Annotated in this window: 17 protein-coding genes; 11 read left to right on the top strand and 6 right to left on the bottom strand. The window is 60.3% G+C overall.

Going from position 1 to position 23658, the window contains the following annotated elements:
• Positions 1-102: 102 nt before the first annotated feature.
• Complete coding sequence (locus AC1DTN_RS36040) at positions 103-486, bottom strand: nuclear transport factor 2 family protein (protein WP_477924879.1); 384 nt, start codon at positions 484-486, stop codon at positions 103-105.
• Between the two features lie 275 nt (positions 487-761).
• On the opposite strand from AC1DTN_RS36040, the gene AC1DTN_RS36035 reads away from it, so the two are divergent.
• The 5 genes from AC1DTN_RS36035 (at position 762) to AC1DTN_RS36015 (ending at position 6359) form a co-directional block, all read left to right on the top strand.
• Entirely contained in the window at positions 762-2099 is a 1338-nt protein-coding gene (locus tag AC1DTN_RS36035) for an epoxide hydrolase family protein (protein ID WP_477924877.1), read from the top strand.
• 302 nt (positions 2100-2401) lie between these two features.
• Complete coding sequence (locus AC1DTN_RS36030) at positions 2402-3547, top strand: extracellular solute-binding protein (RefSeq protein ID WP_477924876.1); 1146 nt, start codon at positions 2402-2404, stop codon at positions 3545-3547.
• On the top strand, positions 3547-4437 hold the full coding sequence (locus tag AC1DTN_RS36025; RefSeq protein ID WP_477924874.1) for an ABC transporter permease: 891 nt from the start codon (positions 3547-3549) through the stop codon (positions 4435-4437). Before AC1DTN_RS36030 ends, AC1DTN_RS36025 begins: the two co-directional genes overlap by 1 nt.
• A complete protein-coding gene (locus AC1DTN_RS36020) occupies positions 4434-5255 on the top strand; it encodes an ABC transporter permease (protein ID WP_113323833.1) in 822 nt (273 codons plus the stop codon). The genes AC1DTN_RS36025 and AC1DTN_RS36020 overlap by 4 nt, the downstream gene beginning before the upstream one ends.
• A 24-nt stretch (positions 5256-5279) precedes the next feature.
• Positions 5280-6359, top strand: coding sequence for an ABC transporter ATP-binding protein (locus AC1DTN_RS36015; protein WP_477924873.1), 1080 nt, complete (start codon positions 5280-5282; stop codon positions 6357-6359).
• Between the two features lie 6 nt (positions 6360-6365).
• Here the strand turns inward: AC1DTN_RS36015 and AC1DTN_RS36010 are convergent, their stop codons facing one another.
• A complete protein-coding gene (locus AC1DTN_RS36010; protein WP_477924872.1) occupies positions 6366-7199 on the bottom strand; it encodes an inositol monophosphatase family protein in 834 nt (277 codons plus the stop codon).
• 135 nt (positions 7200-7334) lie between these two features.
• Positions 7335-8360 carry a LacI family DNA-binding transcriptional regulator gene (locus tag AC1DTN_RS36005; protein WP_477924871.1) on the bottom strand — a complete coding sequence of 342 codons (1026 nt, stop codon included), beginning with the start codon at positions 8358-8360 and terminating at the stop codon, positions 7335-7337.
• A gap of 209 nt (positions 8361-8569) precedes the next feature.
• On the opposite strand from AC1DTN_RS36005, the gene AC1DTN_RS36000 reads away from it, so the two are divergent.
• From AC1DTN_RS36000 to AC1DTN_RS35980, 5 genes are all read left to right on the top strand, one after another.
• Entirely contained in the window at positions 8570-9853 is a 1284-nt protein-coding gene (locus tag AC1DTN_RS36000) for an ABC transporter substrate-binding protein (RefSeq protein ID WP_113323829.1), read from the top strand.
• A gap of 98 nt (positions 9854-9951) precedes the next feature.
• Positions 9952-10884, top strand: coding sequence for a carbohydrate ABC transporter permease (locus tag AC1DTN_RS35995; RefSeq protein WP_442207678.1), 933 nt, complete (start codon positions 9952-9954; stop codon positions 10882-10884).
• Positions 10881-11732, top strand: coding sequence for a carbohydrate ABC transporter permease (locus tag AC1DTN_RS35990; RefSeq protein WP_477924870.1), 852 nt, complete (start codon positions 10881-10883; stop codon positions 11730-11732). The genes AC1DTN_RS35995 and AC1DTN_RS35990 overlap by 4 nt, the downstream gene beginning before the upstream one ends.
• A gap of 19 nt (positions 11733-11751) precedes the next feature.
• Entirely contained in the window at positions 11752-14343 is a 2592-nt protein-coding gene (locus AC1DTN_RS35985) for a GH116 family glycosyl-hydrolase (protein WP_477924868.1), read from the top strand.
• The gene (locus tag AC1DTN_RS35980) at positions 14343-15446 is read left to right on the top strand and encodes an ABC transporter ATP-binding protein (protein ID WP_477924867.1); all 1104 of its coding nucleotides are present in this window, start codon (positions 14343-14345) and stop codon (positions 15444-15446) included. The genes AC1DTN_RS35985 and AC1DTN_RS35980 overlap by 1 nt, the downstream gene beginning before the upstream one ends.
• Positions 15447-15526: 80 nt before the next feature.
• Here AC1DTN_RS35980 and poxB read toward each other — a convergent pair whose 3' ends face one another.
• The 3 genes from poxB to AC1DTN_RS35965 form a co-directional block, all read right to left on the bottom strand.
• Positions 15527-17254, bottom strand: coding sequence for a ubiquinone-dependent pyruvate dehydrogenase (poxB, locus tag AC1DTN_RS35975; RefSeq protein ID WP_113323825.1), 1728 nt, complete (start codon positions 17252-17254; stop codon positions 15527-15529).
• 224 nt (positions 17255-17478) lie between these two features.
• On the bottom strand, positions 17479-19338 hold the full coding sequence (locus AC1DTN_RS35970; RefSeq protein WP_113323824.1) for a TPR end-of-group domain-containing protein: 1860 nt from the start codon (positions 19336-19338) through the stop codon (positions 17479-17481).
• Between the two features lie 438 nt (positions 19339-19776).
• Positions 19777-19962, bottom strand: a complete 186-nt coding sequence (locus AC1DTN_RS35965) for a hypothetical protein (protein ID WP_477924865.1) — start codon at positions 19960-19962, stop codon at positions 19777-19779.
• A gap of 144 nt (positions 19963-20106) precedes the next feature.
• On the opposite strand from AC1DTN_RS35965, the gene AC1DTN_RS35960 reads away from it, so the two are divergent.
• Positions 20107-23658: N,N-dimethylformamidase beta subunit family domain-containing protein (locus AC1DTN_RS35960; RefSeq protein ID WP_477924864.1), on the top strand; the 3552-nt coding region annotated here is incomplete at its 3' end.

Here is a 23658-nt window from a genome sequence, read left to right as displayed (position 1 = left end):
CTTCCCAGCTATGCGGGGAACATGGCCACTTTCCCGGCTCTCGATGAGGCGCAAATGCTTGCGTCGTGAATTAAGCGGGAATTTGCCCCATCAAGGAAAAGTCTATTTCGTCATCCGCTCTGTAAGATGTGCCCGAGAAGGTGATGGCTCGAAACTATCGGCGAAATATTGCGTTTCACGGGCTACCAGCCCGTCACGAAATTCCATGATGCTGACGGCATGAGAGGGCGTGCCGTCATAGGTGAGTGTGAATTCGGTGACCCACAGATCTCCGCTGCCGATAATTCGTCGGACTGTAAACTGCTTCTTGTTTGGCTGGACGAACCGGCTTTCTTGAATGTTGTGCCTGCCGCGGATCCGCTCCCCTGATTGCGGATAATCCAAAAAGGCATCTTCGTGATAGATCTCGTGTTCGACGTCGAAATCGTTTGCGTCCGAAGCCTCCCAATGGCGCTCCAATGTCTTTTGAATTGTTCGATCTTCCAAGGGGATCTCCAACCCGCGTTTGCGGCCATCATCCTCGGGACAGCAAATAGTCGTGCTTTCGCTGTTCGCAGGGGCGTCATGGGTGCCCCTGCCAATGCAGCCGACCGCGGATCGTTCGAATGATACGCCTGGGGAGAACTGCCGGCAATCTGCGTCGCCGGTACACGCTGATACACTTCAGCCGATTTTCGAAATATGCGGGACACGTCAATCCTTGAAACCGCTCTTCGTTAACAGGCGCTGCGAATGCGGCCGCAATCGAAGGTGAGTGTTTCATGACGAAGACCGACAATGTTTCAACGCGGCGTGGCATCGCCGATCAAGTAATCGCCATAGCGTTTGGTTCTCTGTTGCTCATTCCGGCAGCCTATGCATTGCCGGCCCATGCCGCCGATCTTGCTTCGGGTGCCGCCACGAAAGCTACGAGTTCAGACGACAGCATCCGTCCGTTCCAGATCCACGTTCCGCAGTCGCAACTCGACGACCTGCGCAGACGCATCACTGACACCCGATGGCCAGACAAGGAGACCGTCGACGACGCCTCTCAGGGTATCCAGCTGTCACAGGTCCAGGAACTGGTTCGCTATTGGGGAACTCAGTACGACTGGCGCAAGGCCGAGGCGCAGCTCAATGCATTGCCGGAATTTGTCACCACGATCGACGGTGTCGACATCCAGTTCATCCATGTTCGTTCGCGCCATCCCAACGCTCTTCCTATCATTCTGACACATGGCTGGCCCGGATCGGTATTTGAGTTCATCAAGACCATAGGTCCTCTCACGGACCCGACGGCATATGGTGGCCGGCCGGAAGATGCGTTCGACGTGGTCATCCCCTCGATACCGGGCTACGGATTTTCCGGGCATCCGGTCGATCAGGGCTGGGGACCGGAGCGGGTCGCCCGCGCTTGGGACGTCCTGATGAAGCGGCTCGGCTATGACCACTATGTTTCTCAAGGTGGCGACCATGGTTCGGTGATCTCCGACGCGTTGGCGCGCCAGGCGCCGAAGGGCTTGCTGGCAATCCATCTCAATATGCCCGCGACGGTTCCGGGCGACCTCATGAAGGCCATCAACAGCGGAGACCCGGCCCCCGCGAGCCTGTCGTCGCCCGAGCGAGAAGCGTATAATTCCTTGAGCACCTTCTTCGGACGAAATGCTGCCTATGGCGCGATAATGGTGACCCGGCCGCAGACGATCGGCTATTCGCTTGCCGACTCGCCGTCTGGCCTGGCGTCCTGGATCTACGAGAAATTTGCCCAATGGAGCGACAGTGGCGGCGTTCCAGAGCGCGTTTTTTCCAAGGACGAAATGCTTGATGACATCACGCTCTACTGGCTGACGAATTCCGGCGCATCGTCATCGCGGTTCTATTGGGAGAACAACAACAACAACTTCAGCGCCGAGGCGCAGAAGACGAAGGACATCAAAATCCCGGTTGGCATCACGGTCTTTCCAAAGGAGATCTATCGTGCACCGGAAAGCTGGGCCAAGCAGGCCTATCCCTCGCTGACATACTATCATCAGGTCGAAAAAGGCGGGCATTTTGCCGCCTGGGAGCAGCCCCAGCTCTTCGCCGAGGAAGTGAGAGCGGCTTTCAAGTCAGTACGCTGACGACGTCGAAATAGGTGGTCCTCGCTCGAGGGCCACCCCAACCCGACAAGACGTCGCCGCCGCAAACAAAATTGATGTCCTGTCGATCGGGTTGATGATCCGGATCGGCCCGGAGGCGCCTGGAATTTTGCCGCCCCTTCGTCGAAGATGCCATTGTCGGGGAATGCCCGACGAAAATCGGGAGGCGGCCTGGCACACGTGTGCATTTCTCTTCGCTTCTGTCATTCCGATGTTACGCGCCAGGGCTAGCAAGTCTCAGAACTCATCTGGGGCGCAGCCTCGATAGCGAAGGGAGACAGGATATGAATAGACGCGAATTTCTGATCACATCGTCGGCGGCTGCGGGCCTTCTGGCTCTTCCGCGCTTCGCCTCGGCCGCCGCAGGCACGATCGACCTCTACAGCGGCTCGGATTCCAATATCATCGACCTCTGGAACAACATCATCCGTCCGGCTTTCGAAAAAGCTCATCCGGACGTCACGCTGAAGGTCACCGATGCCGGCGACAATAATGGCTTGCGCGCCATTGCCGACCGTACTCTTGCAGCACTTAAGACCAAGACCGATCCGCAGGCCGATCTCTTCGAACAGTTTGATCCGCGCCTTCCGGCCGGTGGTATTGATGCCGGTCTCTGGGTGAAGTTCTCCGCTGAGAATGTCCAGGGCTTCGACCGCGTCAACCCGCTCGCTTTCGATACGCCCTACGCGCTGCCCTATCGCGGCTCGCAGGTTCTGCTTGCCTATGACAAGACCAAGCTCGACCAGAAGGATGCGCCGAAGACCTGGGAACAGCTGACGGCCTGGATCAAGGCCAATCCCGGCCAGTTCATCTACAATCGTCCGGACAAGGGCGGTTCGGGCGGCAATTTCGTCCGCCGTGCCATCCATGAAGCCAACGGCCGCGATCCGAAGAAGTTCAAGATCGACAATTTTAATGCCGACTATGCCAGCCAGACGCTGACGCCGGCCTGGCAGATCCTCAACGATCTCGCGCCGTCGCTCTACCAGAAGGGCGCCTATACCGCCGGCAACACGCAGTCGATCCAGTTGCTCGCCCAGGGCGTCGTCACCATCGCTCCGGTCTGGTCCGACCAGGTCCTGCAGGCGATCTCCCAGGGCGTTCTGCCCGAGACGACCGGCCTCGTGCAGCTCTCCGACCTCGCGCTCTGCGGCGGTTTTTCCGCCATGACGATCTTCACGAACGGCGCCAACAAGGACGCCGCCCTCAAGCTCGCAGCCTTCATGCTGACGAGCGAGATGCAGGAAGCCATCATCACCGAGATCGGCGGCTTCCCGGGCGTTTCCTGGGATCACATTTCTGAAGACCTGCGCAAGAAATATGCCGACGTCATCCCGGCGACCATCCCGACCTTCCCGGGCGGCGATTGGGAAAAGGCGATCAATGACGGCTGGTACCGCAACGTCGCTCCCGGAATCAGCCGCACCTGATGGCGGCGGATGCCGCGCAGCCTGCGGTCGCGCGCCGCGCTCAGTCTCCAGGCAGGGGGAGCCTTTACGGGCTCCTCCTCGTCGGCATGCCGGTCTTTCTGGTCGGCTGGCTGATCATCTTTCCGATCTTCTCGGCGATTACGACCACCATCTTCGTCCGTCAGCCGGACGGGACGACCGAGTTTTCGCTTGCCTCCTACCAATTCTTCTTCACTGATGGTTACAGTCTGGCCAACCTCTGGCTGACGCTGTGGACGACTTTCATCTGCGGCCTGCTTTTGCTTGTGATCGGCCTTCCGATTGCCCTTTACCTGCGCTTTTCCGGCGGTCGCCTTGCCGCCTATGTGCAGGGCCTCGCGATCTTTCCGATGTTCGTGCCCTCGATCATCCTTTCCTATGCGCTGATCCGCACGATCGGACCGAATGGCACGGTCGACATCCTGCTCAACGCCGTCGGCCTTCCCAAGCTGCCGAGCCCCTATCTGACGCCCTGGGGACCGGTCATCGGCCTCGTCTGGGACAATCTGCCCTTGACCGTGCTGATGCTGACGGCGGGGCTCACCTCTGTTTCCAATCGCTCCATCGAGGCGGCCCGCGACGTCGGCGCGACGCCTTTCAGGGTCTTTGTCTCGATCATTCTGCCGCGCATGGGCAATTCCCTGCTGGTCACCGCTTCCTTTGCCGTTCTCGGCATATTCTCAGCCTTCACACTGCCCTATGTGCTCGGTCGCGCCTCGCCGGAGATGATGGGGCCTTTCATGCAGCGCACCTTTGCCGACATGAACGATCCGCTGAGTGCGCTCACGCAGGCGGTCATCACCTTCGGCTTCTGTCTTCTCTTCGGCATCTTCTACGTCTGGTCGATCGCCCGCAATCGCGAGGGCCGATGATGCGCCAGTCGACCGCCTTGAAATTCGATTGGACAGGCTTTGCTCTTTCGCTCCTGCTCACGCTGTTCATCGCACTGCCGCTGCTGGTTGTCGCCACCTGGGCCTTCACCGAGGTCTGGCGCTATCCTTCCGTCATTCCCCAGCAGTTCGGCCTGCGTTTCTGGTCGCAGACGCTGGCGCGCAAGGATGTCTGGGATGCGCTGTTTCTCAGCCTGCGGCTGACGGCGACGGTGACGCTGCTTTCGGCAATCATCTGCCTTCCGGCCGCCTATGCTTTCGCAAGAATGCGTTTTCCTGGCCGCAATATCCTGTTCCTGTCGTTCCTCGCTTCACATGCCTTTCCGAAATTCGGCCTGCTGGTGGCGATTGCCGGTATCTTCCTGCAGATGGGGCTGATCAGCACCTTCTGGGGCGTGGTATTGATTCAGCTCGTCGGCACGCTGATGCTGATGATCTGGATCCCGGTTGCCGCCTTCCAGAATGTCGACCGGCGCATGGAGGAGGCAGCACGTGATGCCGGTGCCACGCCGCTTCGCGTCTTCTGGTCGATCACCTTGCCTCAGGCTGCGCCGACGATCTCAGCGGCAGTGCTTCTGACCTTCGTCGGCACTTTCTACGAGACGGAGGGCGCCTGGCTGATCGGTGCGCCGGAGATCCGTACCATGCCGGTGCTGATGATCAGCTTCATCAACAACCAGATCGTCGTGCAATATGGCGCGGTCCTCTCCGTCATGCTGTGGGTGCCGTCCTTTGCGGCATTGATATTTGCGCGGCGCGTCGTCGGGACCGGCGCCTTCGCGCGGGGCTTCGGCGCCTGAGCGCCGGTAGAAAGGGTTTCAAGAATGGCACATCTGGCGATCGAAGGCGTTGCGAAGAGCTTTGGCCACACCTTTGCCGTCCGCGACTTCTCGCTCGAGGTCGGTGACGGCGAACTCGTCTGCCTGCTCGGCCCCTCGGGTTCCGGCAAATCGACGTTGCTTCGCATGATCGGCGGCTTCGAGCGGCCGAGCGAAGGCAGCATTCGCATCGACGCCAGGGATGTGACGAACCTGCCGCCGGAGCGGCGCCCGACCGGCATGGTCTTCCAGAGCCATGCGCTCTGGACGCATATGGATGTCTTCAACAATATCGCCTTCGGCCTGAAGCTGCGGCGCCTGCCGAAGGCCGAGATCCGCCAGCGCGTCGAGGACGCTCTCGCCCTCGTCGGTCTTGCCGACTACGGACGGCGCTCAGTGACGCAGCTTTCCGGCGGCCAGCAGCAGCGCGTCGCACTTGCCCGCTCGCTCGTCCTCGAGCCGAAGATCCTGCTGCTGGACGAGCCGTTCGCTAGCCTCGACCAGCATCTGCGCGAGCGGCTGCGGGAGGAGGTCCGCGACATCCAGCAGCGGCTCGGCATCACGACATTGTTCGTCACCCACGGTCAGGACGAGGCCCTGGCACTTGCCGACCGCATCGTCGTCATGCGCGATGGCCGCACAGAACAGGTGGCTCCGCCGAGCACAATCTATCGCGAGCCGCAGACGGCTTTCGTCGCGGGCTTCATAGGCTCGATGAATTTCGTTGAGAGCGAGATCCGCAACGGGGTCTGCACGCATCCGCTTTTCGGCTTTTCGATCCCCGTTGCGGACGGTCCGGTGACACTGGCGATGCGTCCGGAAGCCCTGACGGTGCGCCCTGTCAGCCGGCCGGCAAACGCGACCGTCCACCGGGTCAGCGATTTCGGCACGCACAAGATTGTCGATATCGACCTTGCCGATCATGTCAGGCTGAAGGCAATGGTTGCGCCGACCGATATGATCAGAGCTGGGATGGTCGTCACCACCAGCTGCTCCGGCTTCTTCGCCTTTCGCGACAATGCGCTGATCCACCAATCGGCAGTGGCACAAACGGCTGCAACCGTGCAGCCGCTCTCTACGGCCTGAAGTGTCTCAGGCCTTCGGCTGAAAACCTTCCTGCRGCCAGGGATAGAGTGCCTTGCTTGCCGCCAGGATGTCGCCTTTGCCGGTGACGGCGGCGCCTGAAAACCTCGTGACGATACCGCCCGCTTCCTCGACCATCAGTGCCGAGGCGCCAAAGTCATGGACCGACAGGCCGTCCTCGAAAAAGCCGTCCAGCCGGCCGCAGGCGACATAGGCGATCGAAAGCGCTGCCGAACCGAGACGACGCACGCCGGCGGTATTGGCCATAAGGCGCTTGACGGCATCGAAATAAAGCTCTTCCGGGACCGCCTTGACCTGGCCGGGGATCGGCAGGCCGGCACCGACGAGCACGTTCTGGATATCGGCAACCGCGGCGCAATGGATCTGTTCGCCGTTCAGCCAGGCGCCGCTGCCGGCCTCCGCACTGAAGAGCTCGTCCTGCATGGCGTCATAGACGACGCCCGCAACGACACGGCCGGCCTCGGCGATCGAGATCGTCATGCCGAAATGCGGGATGCCCCAGGCAAAATTGGTCGTGCCGTCGATCGGGTCGATATAGATGACCGGTGCATCCGCGCCGGCCTGCCGGTTGCCGACCTCTTCCTCGCCCTTAATCGCATAGGCGGGGAATGCGCCCATCATCTCCTCGACGATGATCCGTTCAACCGCGACATCGATTTCCGTCTGGTAATCGCGCGGCGCCTTGTGGACCATCTCGGCGGCCGTGCGTCGTCTGAGCGCATTGCGCGCCGTCTCTCCTGCCTTGAGGGCTGTTTCGGCGAGTACGAGAAGGCGGGGCGAGGCTGTTGGTGACAGACGCGCGGCGGTCGAAGACAATTTCATGAAGACAATCCGTGTGATGATTGAGGATGGCGGGCAGTTCGGCGTTTCTCATTGCAAATGCGCATGATGCTTTTATGAAGCGGGCGCAATGGTATGTGACGCCGCGCCGATCCCAATCGGCTGTAGTTCCTCAGGTCATGCCTTGGCCCGCTCGGCTGCGGGTGCCGCGCAGGATTCACGAAGAACCAGGGTTGGGGAAAAGATCGTCCGCGCAGCACTTGGCGGCGTTTTCTCGGAGATCTCGCTGAGAAGCGTGGAGATCGCTTTTCGGGCCATCTCGAGCACCGGGGCCGCAACGACTGTCGGCGGTGGGTTCATGATGTTTGCAAAATCGAAATCGTCTATCCCGATGACCGAGACGTCATCAGGCACTCTGAAACCCAATTCGCGCAGCGCATTCAGGACGCCGAGCGTCATCATGTTCGACAGTGCAAAAATCGCGGTCGGCGGATCCGGCTCGCGCATGCGCCTGATCGTGCTGTCATGCGCGAGCGCCTGGTCGAAACGCCCCTCAAGCAGCAGACCTGGATCAACCGGCAGGTCATGGGCAGCATGGGCTTGCATATAGCCGGCAAGACGATCTTCACCGGTGATGATGTTGTTGCGCCCGACGGTCACTGCAATCCGTCTGTGACCAAGGCCGATCAGATGCTCCGTGGCGATGCGGCCGGCGGCGATATTGTCTAGCTTGATCACGTCATAGGGCAAGCCCTCGATGAAGCTGTCGAGCAGGATCGTCGGCACATGGATCTTGTCGACCATGCGGGCGCCATGTTCGGCATCCGAGCGTGTCGGAATAATGATGAGCCCTTCGACGCGCTGCATGCGCATCATGGTCAGGATCTGCTGCTCGCGATCATGATCCTCGCTCGTCGAATAGACCGCCGCCATGTAACCGGCATTGAGGCAGGCGGATTCGACGACCTTGGCGACCTTGGCGAAATGCGGGTTGGTGATATCGGGCAATATCAGGCCGATCAGCCGCGACTGGCCCATGCGCAGGCTGCGCGCGCCGGCATGCGGGATATATCCGATGTCGCGGACGGCGGCTTCGACCTTGGCAATCACCTCGTCGCTGACGGGAGCTGAGCGGTTGAGCGCGGCCGATGCAGTCGATATGGCGACACCCGCCCGTTTTGCCACGTCTTTGATGGTGGCCATGCATCCTCCCCAGCGCTTTTTGTCGAACCCTCTTGCCACGAGGGCGTTCTGATGCTCTTATACGAAACGTTTCGACTAAGCAAATGACGCCACGCGGGACCGAGGAAGAGCTGGATCCGCGATATTTCAGTAACAGCCTACGAAACGTTTCGACCGGTGGAGGCCGGATAGATGGGAACGCGCCGGAGGAGGCGCATAGGGAGGATCACATGCATGAGTTCTCGCGGCGTTCGCTGCTGATTTCGTCTGCCGCTCTTGCCGTCGGCGCAAGTGTCGGCCGCACCTTTGCGCAATCGGATGTCACGGCGACCCTGAAGATGCAGGGCTTCGGCGGTGACGCCGAACTATCGGCCATGACCAACGCGATTGCGCGTTTCAACAAGAAATATCCCAACGTCAAGGTCGAGCTTTCCGTCGATCCGATTTCGACCGGCTGGGGCGACTATGTCACCAAGGTCTTCAGCCAGTTCAATTCCGGCCAGCAGGCCGATGTCTATGGCACGGCTATCGAGACCTTCCAGAGCTTCTCGTCGCGCTCTCTCTTTCTGCCGCTCAACGATTTCGTGGCCGCCAATCCGGGCTTTTCCGACTTCGCGCCGAGCCTCTTCAAGCAGTCGAGCTACAAGGGGGATATCAACTATATCCCGATCGGCTGGAACAACATCATGATCAACTACAACAGGGATCTGTTCGACAAGGCCGGGATTGCCTATCCGAAGGACGGCAAATGGACCTGGGACGAATTCCGCGACGTCGCCAAGAAGCTGACGGTCAAGGATGCGTCGGGCAATGTCACCCAGTTCGGTTATGAGGTGCCGAACCAGAACTTCTTCGTCCAGCCATGGTTCTTCTCGAATGGCACCGGCGCTATCAACGACGAGTGGACGGCATCCAACATGCTCGACCCCAAGGTCGCCGAAAGCCTGCAGTTCCTCCACGACCTCATCCATGTCGACGGCGTCTCGCCGATCCCTGGCAAGGATATGATGGACAACCAGTTCATGGCCGGCCAGGTGGCGATGATCAGTCGCGGTCACTGGATCGTCCAGAGCGCCAAGAACAACAAGCTCAACATGGATGTCGCCATTCCGCCGAGCAAGGTAACCGACACGACCGTGATCGGCTTCGGCGGTTACGCTGTCGCCAAGACGAGCAAAGAGCCCGATCTTGCCAAGGCGCTGATCCTCGAGCTGACAAGCGAGGAGACGCAGAAGGAGGAGGGCGAAAAGGGCGGCGGCGTTCCCGGCCGCAAGTCGGCGGCCGAGACCCCGGGTTTCCTGAGCTTCCCGCCGAGTGCCGCGCTCTATTACCAGACGCTGCCGAACACCAAGGCTGTGCCGTCTCCTGCCAATTTCCAGGAGGTCGAGAAGATCTTCATCCGCTACTACACGGCAATGATGGCCGGCGAGGTCTCGATCGCCGATGGCGTAAAGCAGGCAGATGCCGAGCTCAACGCCTCCTTCGAGCGGCTGAAGAAGCGCATGGGCGGCTGATCGATCTAGGGTTCTCACGATCGCCCTCCCGCCGTCGCGGCCGGGTGGCATGTTGCCATGCAGGCATCTGCCATTCCGGGCGCGGCGGATGACAAACCATGTCCGCCATTCGAGCAGATGCCATGACCGCCACTTTCGAAAGACACCAGCCTTCACAGCTACGCCGCGCGCAGGCAGCGACCGGCTATCTCTTCGTGCTGCCGGCAACGGTGCTTTACCTGACCTTCGTCATCGCGCCTGTCATCGTCACAACGATCCTCGCCTTTGCCTATTACGATCCTATGCTCGGTTCGCAATGGGTCGGTTTCGACAACTTCGTCCGCTTCTTCACAGATCAGCGCTCGCTTCAGATCCTCTGGAACACGCTGCGCTTCGCGCTCTTTGCTGTCACCTTCAACGTTTCGATCGGGCTTGTACTGGCGCTGGCGCTGAACCGCGCCATGCCGGGCTGGCTGCTCTATTTCTTCCGGCTCGCCTTCTTTCTGCCGGTCATCATCGCTGCCGCCTTCGTCTCGATCGTCTGGACCTATTTTTATGGCGATGATCTCGGTGTCATCAATTATTACCTGCGGCTGATCGGTCTGCCGGGTGTACGCTGGCTCACCGATGCCGGCCAGGCGATGACCTCGATCATCATCATGGACGTCTGGAAGAATACCGGCTTCTTCATGATCATCTTCATCGCAGCCCTGCAGGGCGTGCCGAAGAATATCCTGGAGGCGGCGGTGATGGACGGGACGCCTGCCTGGCGCCAGTTCTTCCGCATCACGCTGCCCTATATCTCGCCAGTCGTCTTCTTCTGCATCGTCTACGCCTCGATCGGCGCGCTGCAGGTGTTTGAATCGATCGTCATCCTGACGCAGGGCGGTCCGGGTGACGCCACGCGCTCGCTGTCGATCCAGATCGTCGAGGAGGGCTTCGGCAGCTTCCAGATCGGCTATGCCGCCTCGATTTCGGTCGTTATGACCGTGATCATCCTCATCATCACCGCCATCCAGCAGGTCCTCTCGCGCAAGTGGGTGCAGCAATGAACAGTATGATGCAGACACGCGCGGCCCGGCGCTGGATCGACTGGGCGATCATCGCCACCATGGTGGTGATGGCGATCGGCATGCTGCTGCCCTTCCTCTGGTTGTTCTCGATGTCGTTCCGGCCGGTCTCGGATGCCTACAAGCTGCCGCCGAGCTTCCTGCCGCCGAATTTCAACCTCACCAACTATCGGCAGGTGCTGGCCTCGCGCGTGCCGTTCCTGGAGATCTATTTCAACTCGGTCATGATCGCCGTCATCGTCACCGTCGGCCAGATGGTGACCTGCACGTTCGCGGCTTTCTCCTTCGCCAGGCTGAACTTCCGCGGACGCGATACATTGTTCTTCATCCTGCTTATCGGACTGATGTTTCCAGCCCAGGTGACGATCCTGCCGATCTATCTCGGCTATGCGCGGCTCGGCCTGCTCGACAAGCCGATCGGGCTGGCGCTTATGTATCTCACCTCCAGTTTCGGCATCTTCCTGGTGCGGCAATTCATGCTCAGCCAGCCGAAGGCGCTGGAGGAAGCGGCGCTGATGGATGGCGCCGGCTATTTCAAAATCTTCTGGCGGATCTCGCTACCGCAGCTTCGCCCGGCACTCTCGGCCCTCGGTATCATCACTTTCACCCAGACCTGGAACTATTATTTCCAGGCCAAGGTGCTTTTGAGCTCGAATGAATCGCTGACGCTTCCGGTCGCGATGGACGTGCTGCGCGGCTACATGGCCTCCGGCAATCTCTCGGTGGTGATGGCGGCGATGAGCATGTCGATCCTGCCCGTCGTTCTCCTCTTTCTCCTCGCCCAGAAATTCGTGATCGAAGGCATCACGATGAGCGGCATCAAGAACTAACATCAGGGACATTGATTTCATGTGGGATGATCTCGCTTCCATCGAACCTCGCTTTGCCTATAAAGGCGCGCGCACGCGCCATATTGCTTTTCCTCTCGGCGGCATCGGCTCCGGCGGGCTGTCGATCTCCGGCAGCGGCCGGCTGATCGATTGGTCGATCCGCAACCGGCCGGCGCTGCAGGGCTATAACGGCTACTCGCATTTCGCCATCAAGGCCGAGAAGGGTGGGGAACTGGTCGATGCCCGTGTGCTCAACGGCCCCTATGATCTGAACCCTTCCGGCGCGCCGGGCCTGCGCAAGATGTTCGACGGTTTTGGCCATGGCGCCAACCGCCAGACGCTGGTCGGCGTGCCGCATTTCCAAGAGGTCGATTTTTACGGGCGTTTCCCGATCGCCGATCTCGTCTTTAACGATCAGCGTTTCCCCGGCGGCGTCAGGCTGACGGCGCTGAGCCCTTTCATTCCCCACAACGACCGCGATTCCTCGATGCCAGTTGCGATGTTCGAATTCGATGTTGTCAACGATACCGCGGACGAACTGACCTATACGCTTGCCGGCACGCTCGGCAATTACGGCTCGAACAGCGGCATCCATACGTTCAGACGGGAAGGCGGGATCAGCAGCCTGCATCTGACCTCGTCTGACACGACGCTGCCGGCGACGCAACGCGGCGATCTGACGATCGCAACGGATGCTGATGATGTCGAGCATACCGACCATCACTATCGGGGCCAGTGGTTCGACGATCTCTCGGTCTACTGGAAGGAGTTTGCAAGGCCCGGTCGTCTGCCGAAGCGACACTACGATGAACCGCGCAGCTCCCGGCACATGAGCCTGCAGCCGGAACACGGCACGCTCGGCGCCCGCTTCGTCCTGGCACCCGGAGGACGTAAGAAGCTGCGTTTCGTCATCACCTGGAACTTCCCGCAAGGCGATGTCTACTGGGCCTATCGCGACAAGCCTGATGGGGCCATTCCCGATCGGCCAACGCCGAGCTGGACGAACTATTATGCGACGCAATGGGCGGATTCGACCGCAAGCGCTACTGAAGCCCTGACGCGCTGGGACGCATTGCACTTGCAAACCGCGGCCTTCCGCAACGGACTTTTCGAAACGACGCTTCCGGCAGAAGTCAAGGACGCGGCGAGCGCGACGCTGGCGCTGCTGCGCACCGCGACCTGCATCCGGCTGGAGAATGGCGAACTCTGGGCCTGGGAAGGCCAACATACCCAGGATGGCTCCTGCGAGGGCACCTGCACCCATGTCTGGAATTACCAGCAGGCGGTCTCGCATCTTTTCCCTGCCATCGAGCGGACGCTGCGCGAGACCGAATTCAGCTACAACCAGTTGCCGACCGGCGGGCTGACTTTCCGCCAGAAGCTGCCGCTCGGCTCAGGTTTCGATATTATCGGCCCCTGCGCCGACGGGCATTTCGGCGCGATCATCAAGACCTATCGAGACTGGAAGCTTTGCGGCGATACCGAGTGGCTGCGCCGCTACTGGCCGAATGTCAAACGAGCCATCGAATATGCCTGGTCGCCCGAAAACCTTGATCGTTGGGATCCCGATCAGACCGGCATTCTCTCAGGCCGCCAGCATCAGACCCTCGATATGGAACTGTTCGGGCCGAACTCTTGGCTCGCCTCCATGTATGTGGCGGCCCTTCTCGGCGTTTCCGAAATGGCGGCGGCCCTCGGCGATACCGAGCTCTCGGAAAAGACGGCGCGCATGGGCAAAGCCGGTGCGGCCTATATCAATTCCGAACTCTTCAACGGCCGTTGGTTCATCCAGAAGATCGATCTCTCCGACAAGGACGTGCTGATACCCTTCGATGTCGGCCGCGCCGCCGGCGTTCTCGCCGATGGTTTCATGGAAACCTACTGGTCGGAGGAATTCCAGGAGCTCAAATATCAGATGGGCGAGGGCTGCATCTCCGATCAGATCCTCGGCCAATGGCATGCGGAGGTCGCCGGGATCGGCGGGTTCCTCGATGCCGACAAGGTCAGGATCGCGCTGAAATCGGTGCACAGAAACAACTTCCGCCCGACGCTGGAAGATCACTTCAACCCCTGCCGCAATTACGCGTATGAGGACGAGGCGGGGCTGTTGATCGCAACCTATCCCGAGGGCATTCGCCAGCCGATGGTGGCTGCGCCCTATGCCGAAGAGGTCTGGACCGGCATCGAATATATGGCCGCCTCGCACCTCATCATGCATGGCCTCATCGAGGAGGGCATGGATATTGTCTGCGGCGCCCGCAACCGCCATGACGGTTCGCGCCGCAACCCCTGGAACGATATCGAATGCGGCTCCTATTACGCACGCTCGATGTCGGCCTGGCAGCTGGTCAACGCCTTCTCGGGGCTCAGCGCCGATTTCGTCTCCGGCACGCTTGCCTTCGCACCGAAAGTGCAAGGCGACTATCGTCTATTTTGGTCAGCCGGCAGCGCATTCGGCACATTGACCCGCAAGGGCGATGGTCTCACTCTCGCCGTGCTCGGAGGCAGCCTCAGGGTCGCTGAAATCTCGGTGGACGATTTGAAGCATCGCCTTGCCGGGAAGACGCCCATCGAAGCGGGCCAGTCGATCGAACTTAAGACGGTGGCATAATGGCCGGCATTGAACTCAAGGCAGTCCGCAAGGCCTTTCAAAGTCTCGAAGTCATACACGGTATTGATCTCGCCATCGCCGACGGTTCGTTCACCGTCTTTGTCGGGCCGTCCGGCTGTGGCAAGTCGACCCTCTTGCGCATGATGGCAGGGCTGGAGGAAGTAACCTCAGGGGAAATCCGCATCGATGGCCAGCGCTGCGACCATCTTCTGCCATCCGCGCGCGGCATGGCGATGGTCTTCCAGTCCTATGCGCTTTATCCGCACATGAATGTCGAGCAGAACCTCAAATTCGGCCTGGAGAACCAGAAACTTGCCAGGCAGGAGATCGCCGCCCGCGTCGCCAAGGCGGCCAATATTCTGCAGATCGAGCACCTGATGAGCCGTCGCCCGAGCCAGCTGTCCGGCGGCCAGAGCCAGCGTGTTGCGATCGGCCGCGCCATCGTCAAGGAGCCGAAGGCCTTTCTCTTCGACGAGCCGCTCTCCAATCTCGATGCCGAACTGCGTGTAAAGATGCGCGGGGAACTGATCAGCCTGCATCGGCGGCTGAAGTCGACGATGGTCTACGTCACGCATGATCAGGTCGAGGCAATGACCATGGCCGACCAGATCGTCGTGCTCAACGAAGGCCGCATCGAACAGGTCGGCCCGCCGATCGAGCTTTATGCCCGCCCGGCTAACCTTTTCGTCGCCCGCTTTCTTGGCGCACCGCCCATGAACCTTCTCGCGGGCCGGATCGCGCGCATTGGTGACATGATGGGCGTTTCGCTTGAGGACGGCACCCATATTTCCTTGCCCGGTCGTCAGGTCGATTTGTCCGATGGCGCCCCGGTCACGTTCGGCATAAGGCCCGAACATTGCGAAATCGGAGAGGGCAGCCTGCAGATCGTGGTCGGCGACACCGAAGTCCTCGGATCGGAAACGATCATCCATGCCGGGACGGCGACCGGGAATGGCTTCACCGTGGCACTGCGTGGCATCAGCCGGGCAGTCTCGGGCGAACGGATCCCGATCGTCATACGAGAGCCTTTCGTTCATCTGTTCAACGAGGCTGGCATGACGATCGGTTCTGGCAGTGATTGGCGCGATGCCTATCTGAATTGAATCAAGCTTCATCGGCTTCTACAACCTGCCGGCCGGGGTCGAAGCCGTCGGCAGGGTTTCCATCTACTGTAGCGTCCGACTCACCGAGACAGGAAATTCGAGACAGTCAGGTCCACGAGTTCGTCTCCCCGGCCGTTCATCACCGCGCGAATGGCCCAGAGACCGAAACCCTTCACTTGCGCTGCTTCGATCCTGGGCGGCATCGACAATTCCTGCGTATTGGTAACGACGTCGAGCAGTGCCGGGCCGGGATGCGCCAGGATTTCCCTGATGGCACCGTCGAGTTCGGCGGGATCCTCCACGCGAACGCCATGGACTCCGGCTGCGCGGGCAACCGCCGCAAAATCCGGATTCTTGAGTTCAGTGCCGGTCTCAAGGAAGCCGGAAGCCTTCATTTCCATCGCCACGAATCCGAGAACGGAATTGTTGAAGACGACGACCTTGACCGGCAGATTCTGCTGAACGAGCGTCAGGAAGTCACCCATCAACATGGCAAAGCCACCATCGCCGGACATGCTGATGATCTGGCGTTCCTTATATGTTGCCTGTGCGCCTATTGCCTGGGGAAGGGCGTTGGCCATCGACCCGTGAACCAGGGATCCGATCAGGCGACGCTTTCCGTTCATTTTCAGGTAGCGTGCAGCCCAGATCGTGGGGGTCCCGACATCGAAGGTGAAAACGGCGTCGTCGGAGGCATGTTCGCTCAGAAGGCGTGCAACATATTGCGGATGAATCTTGCCGCCCTCTCTGCCGGTGGCGAGGTCGTCGAGGCCCTCCCGCGCCTTCTTATAGGCGGCAAGGCAGGCATCCAGATGATCCCGGTCCGTTCGCTCCGTCAGCTTCGGCAGCACTGCCGCCAGTGTCGATTTGACGTCGCCGACGATTGCGAGATCCAGCGAGGCCCTGCGGCCAAGATTTTCCGGGCGAATGTCCACCTGCGCGATCTTGGCGTCGGTTGGGTAGAACTGCCGATATGGGAAATCGGTGCCGAGCATAAGAAGCGTGTCACACTCCAGCATGGCCTTGTAACCCGAAGAGAAGCCGATCAGACCGGTCATGCCGACATCGAAGGGATTGTCCCACTCGACATGTTCCTTGCCGCCGAGCGCGTGGACGATGGGCGCCTTGAGCCGATCCGCAAAGGCGATCAATTCGTCATGCGCCCCTTCGCAACCGCGTCCGCACAGAAGGGTGACTTTCGAACTGTTGTTGAGCAGCTCCGACAATCGATCGATCTGATCGTTCGCCGGCACGACGTTCGGCTGGGACAGCGTGAGTGCGGCCGGTGTCGAAATCTTCGCGGTGAAATCGCTCAATGCCACGTCGCCGGAAATGACCACGACGGCAACGCCGCGCTTTCCGATAGCCGTGCGAATGGCCGTTTCGATGACTGCCGGCAATTGCTCCGGATGGCTGACAAGTTCGCAATAGTGGCTGCATTCCCGGAAAAGCTGGTCGGGATGCGTTTCCTGGAAATAGCCTCTGCCGATTTCAGCCGAAGGTATCTGCGCGGCAATGGCCAGGACGGGGACCCGCGAGCGATGGCAGTCGAACAGGCCGTTGATGAGGTGGAGGTTGCCCGGGCCGCAGCTTCCGGCGCACACGGCCAGTTCGCCACTGAGGTGGGCTTCGGCCCCCGCCGCGAAGGCTGCCGTTTCTTCATGACGGGTATGGACCCACTCGATGTCGCCTCTTTTTCGAAGCGCTTCCGTGAGCCCGTTCAGGCTGTCTCCGACTACGCCATATATCCGCTTGACTCCGGCCGAATGCAGCACCTCTGTCAGGACATCAGCTACTTTGGACTTCATCGAAAGGCTCCCGGGCTTTGGGTTTCAGGTGGATGGTAAAAGGAAGCTAGGCCTCGCTCTACGCTTCTCAACCCGGAGGATTATCAGAGCGGCGGAGACACCAAACTGGACCTTGGTGTAGGTGCCGGCAGAGAAGAAGCCCGTTTGCCTGATATCCCAGGACGCTGCCTATCAGCCGAGAGCATAGGGTCGCTCCGCGTTTGGCGCCCTTCGTCTGCCGCGACCTATGCTTCCACCTGTTCCCGCTCTTTCATCGCTTCTGCGACAAGTTTCATGAAACGCGGATGCCGCCGCAGGTTGTCCAGGTCAGAATCATGTGTGAACCATTTGATGTGGTAGACGGAGCTTCGGGGCAGCAAGCCCTCCAGGATATCGATCGCCCGTTCCACATGGCCGAGTACGGAGTGGACGCAGGCAAGATTATATTGGGCGACGATATCATCGGGATCGATGGCGCTTGCCCGTGCGGCCCAATCGCAGGCCCGCGCCGCATCACCGAGATGGGCAAGGGCAAGCGCGCCGCGATGGGCAGGCCCGGAATTTTCCGGGTTCTGATTGAGCGCCCGCTCGGCTCTTTCAATGCCCATGCGCGCCCAGCTTTCCTTGTCCACCGTCCGTCCGAGAGAATGATACGAGGACATCAGGTGGATCGGCGAAACATAGTCGTCGGGGCGGATTTCGGCGGCACGGCTAAAGTAATGCACCGCCTCGGCGAAATTCCCGCGCATGAAGAAGATGCGGGCATAGTGGAAATTTGCTTCATAGAGATTGGGATCGAGCGCCAGCGCGCGTTCGAAGGATGCCGTGGCCTCGTCGTCCTCGCCGTTTTGATGCAGCGCCAGGCCGCGGGAGGCATGGGCCTCGGCGAGGTCGGGATCGAGTTCCAGGGCTTTGGCGCTCATTGCGAGGATGCGCTCCAGGGGCACGTCGTCGGGCGCCCAGTCGCGGATCGCAGCATCGCAATCGGCGATGCCGGCATAGGCGCGGCCATAGTCCGGATCGAGCTCGACGGCCTTGTAGAACATGCGCCGGGCAAGCTGCAGATAGGACTTGGTCCAGGTATGAGAGAGCTGCCTTCCTCTCAGGTAATAGGTATAGGCCTCGACATTGGCCGTCGGCTCGGCGGCGATCGCCTTGCGTTCCTCCGGCAGTAGCCGCACCTTCAGCTGGCCGACGATCGCGTTGGTGATCTCGTCCTGGATGGCGAAGATATCGGTGAGGTCGCGATCATAGCGTTCGGCCCAGAGATGGTCGCCGTTCGTCGTATCGATCAGCTGGCCGGAGATGCGTACCCGCGTACCGACAATGCGCACACTGCCTTCCAGCATATAACGCACGCCGAGCTCCTGGGCGACCTGCTTCACCTTCACCGATGCGCCCTTATAGGTGAAGACGGTGTTTCGCGGCACCACATGCAGGCTGGAGACCTTGGAAAGATCGGTGATGATATCCTCGGTAATGCCGTCGGAGAAGTAATCCTGATCGGCATCGCCGCTCATATTGGTGAAGGGCAGGACGGCGATGAAACAGGTGTTGCGGTTCTGCGCGACGAGGCGGGCAGAACTCGGCTTCTCGAAGGAAACTGTGTAAACCTGAACCGGCTGTCGGATATTTTTGAACACGTGTTCACCTAAAAAATCAAAGCCGAGATTGAGGCGTGAACCGACCTGATCCCGCACGATTGCCGACACGGCAATGCCGCCGACCGGAGCAATGCCTTCCAGGCGCGCGGCAAGATTGACACCGTCGCCGAAAATATCGTCATTTTCGACGACGACATCGCCGAGATTGATGCCGATGCGGAATTCGACGCGCTCTTCCTTCGGCACGTTTTCGTTGCGCACGGCCATGCTGCGCTGGATTTCTGCGGCGCAGGCGACCGCATTCACGACGCTCTGAAACTCGGCCAGGATGCCGTCGCCCGTCAGTTTGACGATACGGCCCTTGTAATCGGATATGCGGATGTCGACCAATTCGCAGCGATGGCGGTTCAAAGCCTGCAGCGTGCCCGTCTCGTCCATGCCCATGAGCCGGCTGTAGCCAACCACATCGGCAGCGAGGATGGCACTCAATCGCCGCTCCATGACCCTCTCCATGGATTGTCTCATGTCAGTTTCTCGCTTTTTCCAGATTTTGACCGCGCTAGGACTCCCTCCCTTGCAACCGATATCTTTCGATTCGGCGTGCTGTCACGGCGGCGCAGAGCCTATATCGTTACGGCGCAGCATCAATACTCCGAACGGGCGAAGATTGCGCCAAACGATAGCTCTTTTGGATGGGAAAGACCCCGGATGTGCTGACGTGCTCAATTTTGAGGCCGTGCGTCGATTTTGGAATGCGTCTCGGAAGAAGGGGTCGGGCGCAGCGCACTCGAACCGGTCCTAGGACATCGTCTCGTGGCCCGTTCCTTGCCTCTGAGAGCCTGCGAGGTCGCCGTCGTCAAAAGCCGCGCTCCATCGAAGCGCGGTTCGATTTGTATAGGCCACCGTCGGTTGCCAGGCAGGTCATGTTTCGCGATCCCATCAGCCGCGGAAGAGCGACAGAATGTTCTGCCAAGAGGAGATGGCAATCGAGAGCGACTGGATTGCCAGTTGCTGCGTCTGCAAGGCAGCGAGCTTGGCGGGGTGCGCCAGTAGCCGTGCGTGATGCGAAGCAGATCCGACGACCGTACCGCTTGTTGTCTCGCGAAAGGCAAGTCGCGCGTCCACGCAAAAGCCCGTTTGCCTAAAGGATGCAGCCTGTAGGTCGAAAGGGGTAGGACATACTCGTCCACTTTTCGATTATAATCGGAGGTCCGCGTATCGAACGATCCTCATAGATTTGATCCTGGTAATTTCGCGAGAGGGCACACCATGTATCGCAACGCTCGCCGGTGGGCTTCGCGCTCACTCATGATGGATTCGTGGGTTCCCCGGTGGCTGGCCGCCAGTGGAAAGGCAAGGCCGCGCAAGGGCGCCGATCGCCCCGAGGATAGTGCTCAACTTGCGACATCCGCGCAGACAGCGGGTGGAAGCAAGGGGGGTGCCCTTGTCGGCAGTCCCGACAACAGCTTTGCGCTCAGCGGACATGATGACGAACCGAGAGCGGAGACGGTCGGCGAAGCAGACGGTCGGGGCGATATTGACCAAGTGTCCCCATCCTTGGCCGAGGCTTTCGCAGCGGCGCGCGAAACGGGTGTTGGAAGTGGAAATTCTGCCGCGTCTGTTCTGTCGGCCCATAATCCGGTTTTTGCACCTTTCGAGCGGAACGCGAACGGCGCCGCATTGCCCCCTTATCGCACCTATGCTGGCATGGGCACCATAGGCGACGATCCCCTGGCTCCGTATCTGCCGCAGAGCCCCGCACCGACAGCGTCAGGGCAAGGTTCCGCCACCGTAGCGGGTGCACGCGCTCACTCCGGCAAGGTGGTCATTCTCGAATCGAGCCCGTCAGCAGCGGCTGCTGCGCACCACGGTGGATCGAATTCATTGGCGTTTGGCATGCCTTTTGGTGTCTGCGGATGTGGCTATTTTACATCCCCTACGCGGATTCTCGATTGGGCCCATGGCGGCGCCATGCTTCAACAGGATGGTCAATTGCCGGGGACGAGGCTGACCGAAGGGCCGGACTATGCAGCAACGATCAAGCGGGCCATCGGTGCCTCAGTCAGCGACCCGCTTCTTGATCGTGACTTATCCCCGCTCTCGAGCTGGCGCGGAACCGCAAAGTTGACGGGCTCGACGAACTTGAACGGATCGTTGCCCGGCGGCGGAGAAATGGGAACGGCAACCGGCACCAAGGGCGTCGGCATCCTTTCCGGTTCGGTCACTACACCGCCGATCACGCAGCGGTCGTTAACGACGCAAAATCTGGCGGCCGCAGCGGCAGCGGCGCCCGCTAACAAGGTCGTGGCGGAAAACCTGCTGCCGGGCAATCCGGAGAGCGAGTGGGGCATCGATGGGGCCGGCAGCTCCAATATCGAGGGATTTGCGACCGACATCAGTGTCGACAACGGCAAGACGGTCAGCTTCAAGATTGATACGGATTCCAACAATTACCGGATCGATATCTACCGCCTCGGCTATTATGGCGGCATGGGCGCGCGCAAGGTCACGACCATTCAGCACACCGGCGTGCAGAATCAACCAAATCCGTTGCGCAATGCCACGACCGGCACCGTGGATGCCGGCAACTGGGCAGTTTCGGCTTCGTGGACCGTACCTGATGATGCTGTCTCAGGCGTTTATATCGCCAAGCTCGTGAGACAGGATGGCACCTTCGGCGAAAATCAGATTCCGTTCATCGTGCGCGACGATGACAGCCACAGCGATATCGTTTTCCAGACCGCTGACGAGACCTGGCAAGCCTACAATGGCTGGGGTGGCGCAAACTTCTACGGTGGCAACGGTCCGGCGACGGGGCAGGGCGCTGGTCGCGCCTATGCTGTCAGTTACAACAGGCCGATTGCGACCCGTGGTGGGGTTGGCACTTATGCCGGTCCGCAAGACTATCTGTTCGGCGCCGAATATGCAGGCATCTACTGGCTGGAGCAGAACGGCTATGATGTTTCGTACCTGTCGGGTGTCGACGTCGACCGCTATGGCAGCCTGCTGCTCAATCACAAGACCTATGTTGATGCCGGACATGACGAATATTGGTCTGGACAGCAGAGGACCAATGTCGAAGCTGCACGCGATGCAGGTGTCAACCTGATGTTCTGGAGCGGTAACGAGGTCTATTGGCGTACCCGTTGGGGCAACGCCTATAGCGCCGACGGCACTCCTTATCGCACCCTTATTTCCTACAAGGAGACATGGTCGCCCGGCGCCAGCATCGACCCTTCGAACGAATGGACGGGCACGTTCCGCGATCCGCGTCTCAGCCCACCGGCTATCGGTGGGGGAAACCCGGAAAACTCGCTGACCGGGCAGCTGTTCAAGGTCGATGATGTCGGCAGCAATCTCAGCGCGATCACGGTTGGATATGATGACGCCAATCTGCGTTTCTGGCGCAATACGAGCGTTTCCAATCTCCAGCCCGGCCAGACGGCAACGCTGACCAAGAACTATCTGGGCTACGAGTGGGACGAAGCGACCGATAACGGCTTCGATCCGGCTGGTCTCGTCAAGCTGTCTTCGACGACGCTTCCGGTCAGCACCTATTTGCTCGATTACGGAAACACGACCGGCAACGCGACCGCGACCCACAATCTGACGCTTTATCGTGCACCGAGCGGTGCATTGGTGTTTGGCGCCGGTACTGTCTACTGGACATGGGGCTTAAGCAACAATCACGATAATGAGGCGACCCCGACCGATCCCCGCGTGCAGCAGGCAATGGTCAATTTGCTGGCCGACATGGGCATTCAGCCTGGGACGCTGCAATCCGGGCTCGTCGCCACGACCGGCTCCACGGATCATGTTGCACCGACTTCCATCATCACGGCGCCGTCAACGGCGACTGTTGGCTCCACAGTCACGATTACAGGTACCGCCACAGACACGGGCGGCGGGGTCATTGCCGGCGTCGAGGTCTCGACCGACAATGGGGCGAGCTGGCATCCGGCGACAGGCGATGAGAACTGGACCTATACCTGGTCGCCGCAGATCGCGGGCAATTACACGATCCGCTCACGGGCCGTCGACGACAGCATCAATCTTGAAGCGCCCTCGGCAGGACGCACCGTCACCGTGACCGGCGCGAGCTTTTACTCTCTCTTCGGCGCGGCGACGCCTGCTGTCGTCAACACCGACGATACGTCAGCCGTCGAGCTCGGGGTCAAATTCCAGACCTCCGTGGCAGGGACCGTTACCGGCATTCGTTTCTATAAGGGCAGCCAGGACACCGGCACGCATACCGGCTCACTCTGGTCGAGCACGGGTACGCGGATTGCGACCCTCACCTTCACGAACGAGACTGCGAGCGGCTGGCAGACTGCCTATTTCACCAGCCCGGTGACCCTGACGGCCGGACAGACCTACACGGCGTCCTACCATACGAACACCGGCCACTATTCGACAACCGCCAGCTACTTCGTCTCCAATGTGACGAGCGGCCCCCTGACGGCTCCAGCCAGTGGCAACGGCGTATATACCTATGGGAGCGCCAGCCTGTATCCCACGAGCACCTTCGAGTCGACGAACTATTGGGTCGATGTGATGTTCACCACGCCGAGTTCGAACACGACGCCGACGGCGGTTGCCGATGCGGGTGACGCGACCGAGAAGGGTGGCATTGCCAATGGTTCGGGTGGTGTGGTTGCGAGCGGCAATGTGCTGACCAACGACACCGATCCGGATGCCGGTGACACCAAGACGGTCACGGCCGTCGTCTTCGGCGCGACATCAGGCACGCTCGGTTCGGCACTGAACGGCACCTATGGCAGTCTCGTGCTCAGCGCATCGGGCGTCTATAGCTATGCCGTC

Source organism: Rhizobium sp. 01T444, assembly GCF_056398305.1.
This window is presented reverse-complemented; position numbering and strand designations above follow the sequence as displayed.

Excerpts from the sequence above, each read along its gene's own strand:
- AC1DTN_RS36035 (WP_477924877.1), top strand. The coding sequence starts at position 762 with ATGACGAAGACCGACAATGTTTCAACGCGGCGTGGCATCGCCGATCAA.
- AC1DTN_RS36030 (WP_477924876.1), top strand. The coding sequence starts at position 2,402 with ATGAATAGACGCGAATTTCTGATCACATCGTCGGCGGCTGCGGGCCTT.
- AC1DTN_RS36025 (WP_477924874.1), top strand. The coding sequence starts at position 3,547 with ATGGCGGCGGATGCCGCGCAGCCTGCGGTCGCGCGCCGCGCTCAGTCT.
- AC1DTN_RS36020 (WP_113323833.1), top strand. The coding sequence starts at position 4,434 with ATGATGCGCCAGTCGACCGCCTTGAAATTCGATTGGACAGGCTTTGCT.
- AC1DTN_RS36015 (WP_477924873.1), top strand. The coding sequence starts at position 5,280 with ATGGCACATCTGGCGATCGAAGGCGTTGCGAAGAGCTTTGGCCACACC.
- AC1DTN_RS36005 (WP_477924871.1), bottom strand. The coding sequence starts at position 8,360 with ATGGCCACCATCAAAGACGTGGCAAAACGGGCGGGTGTCGCCATATCG.
- AC1DTN_RS36000 (WP_113323829.1), top strand. The coding sequence starts at position 8,570 with ATGCATGAGTTCTCGCGGCGTTCGCTGCTGATTTCGTCTGCCGCTCTT.
- AC1DTN_RS35995 (WP_442207678.1), top strand. The coding sequence starts at position 9,952 with ATGTCCGCCATTCGAGCAGATGCCATGACCGCCACTTTCGAAAGACAC.
- AC1DTN_RS35990 (WP_477924870.1), top strand. The coding sequence starts at position 10,881 with ATGAACAGTATGATGCAGACACGCGCGGCCCGGCGCTGGATCGACTGG.
- AC1DTN_RS35985 (WP_477924868.1), top strand. The coding sequence starts at position 11,752 with ATGTGGGATGATCTCGCTTCCATCGAACCTCGCTTTGCCTATAAAGGC.
- AC1DTN_RS35980 (WP_477924867.1), top strand. The coding sequence starts at position 14,343 with ATGGCCGGCATTGAACTCAAGGCAGTCCGCAAGGCCTTTCAAAGTCTC.
- poxB (WP_113323825.1), bottom strand. The coding sequence starts at position 17,254 with ATGAAGTCCAAAGTAGCTGATGTCCTGACAGAGGTGCTGCATTCGGCC.
- AC1DTN_RS35970 (WP_113323824.1), bottom strand. The coding sequence starts at position 19,338 with ATGGAGCGGCGATTGAGTGCCATCCTCGCTGCCGATGTGGTTGGCTAC.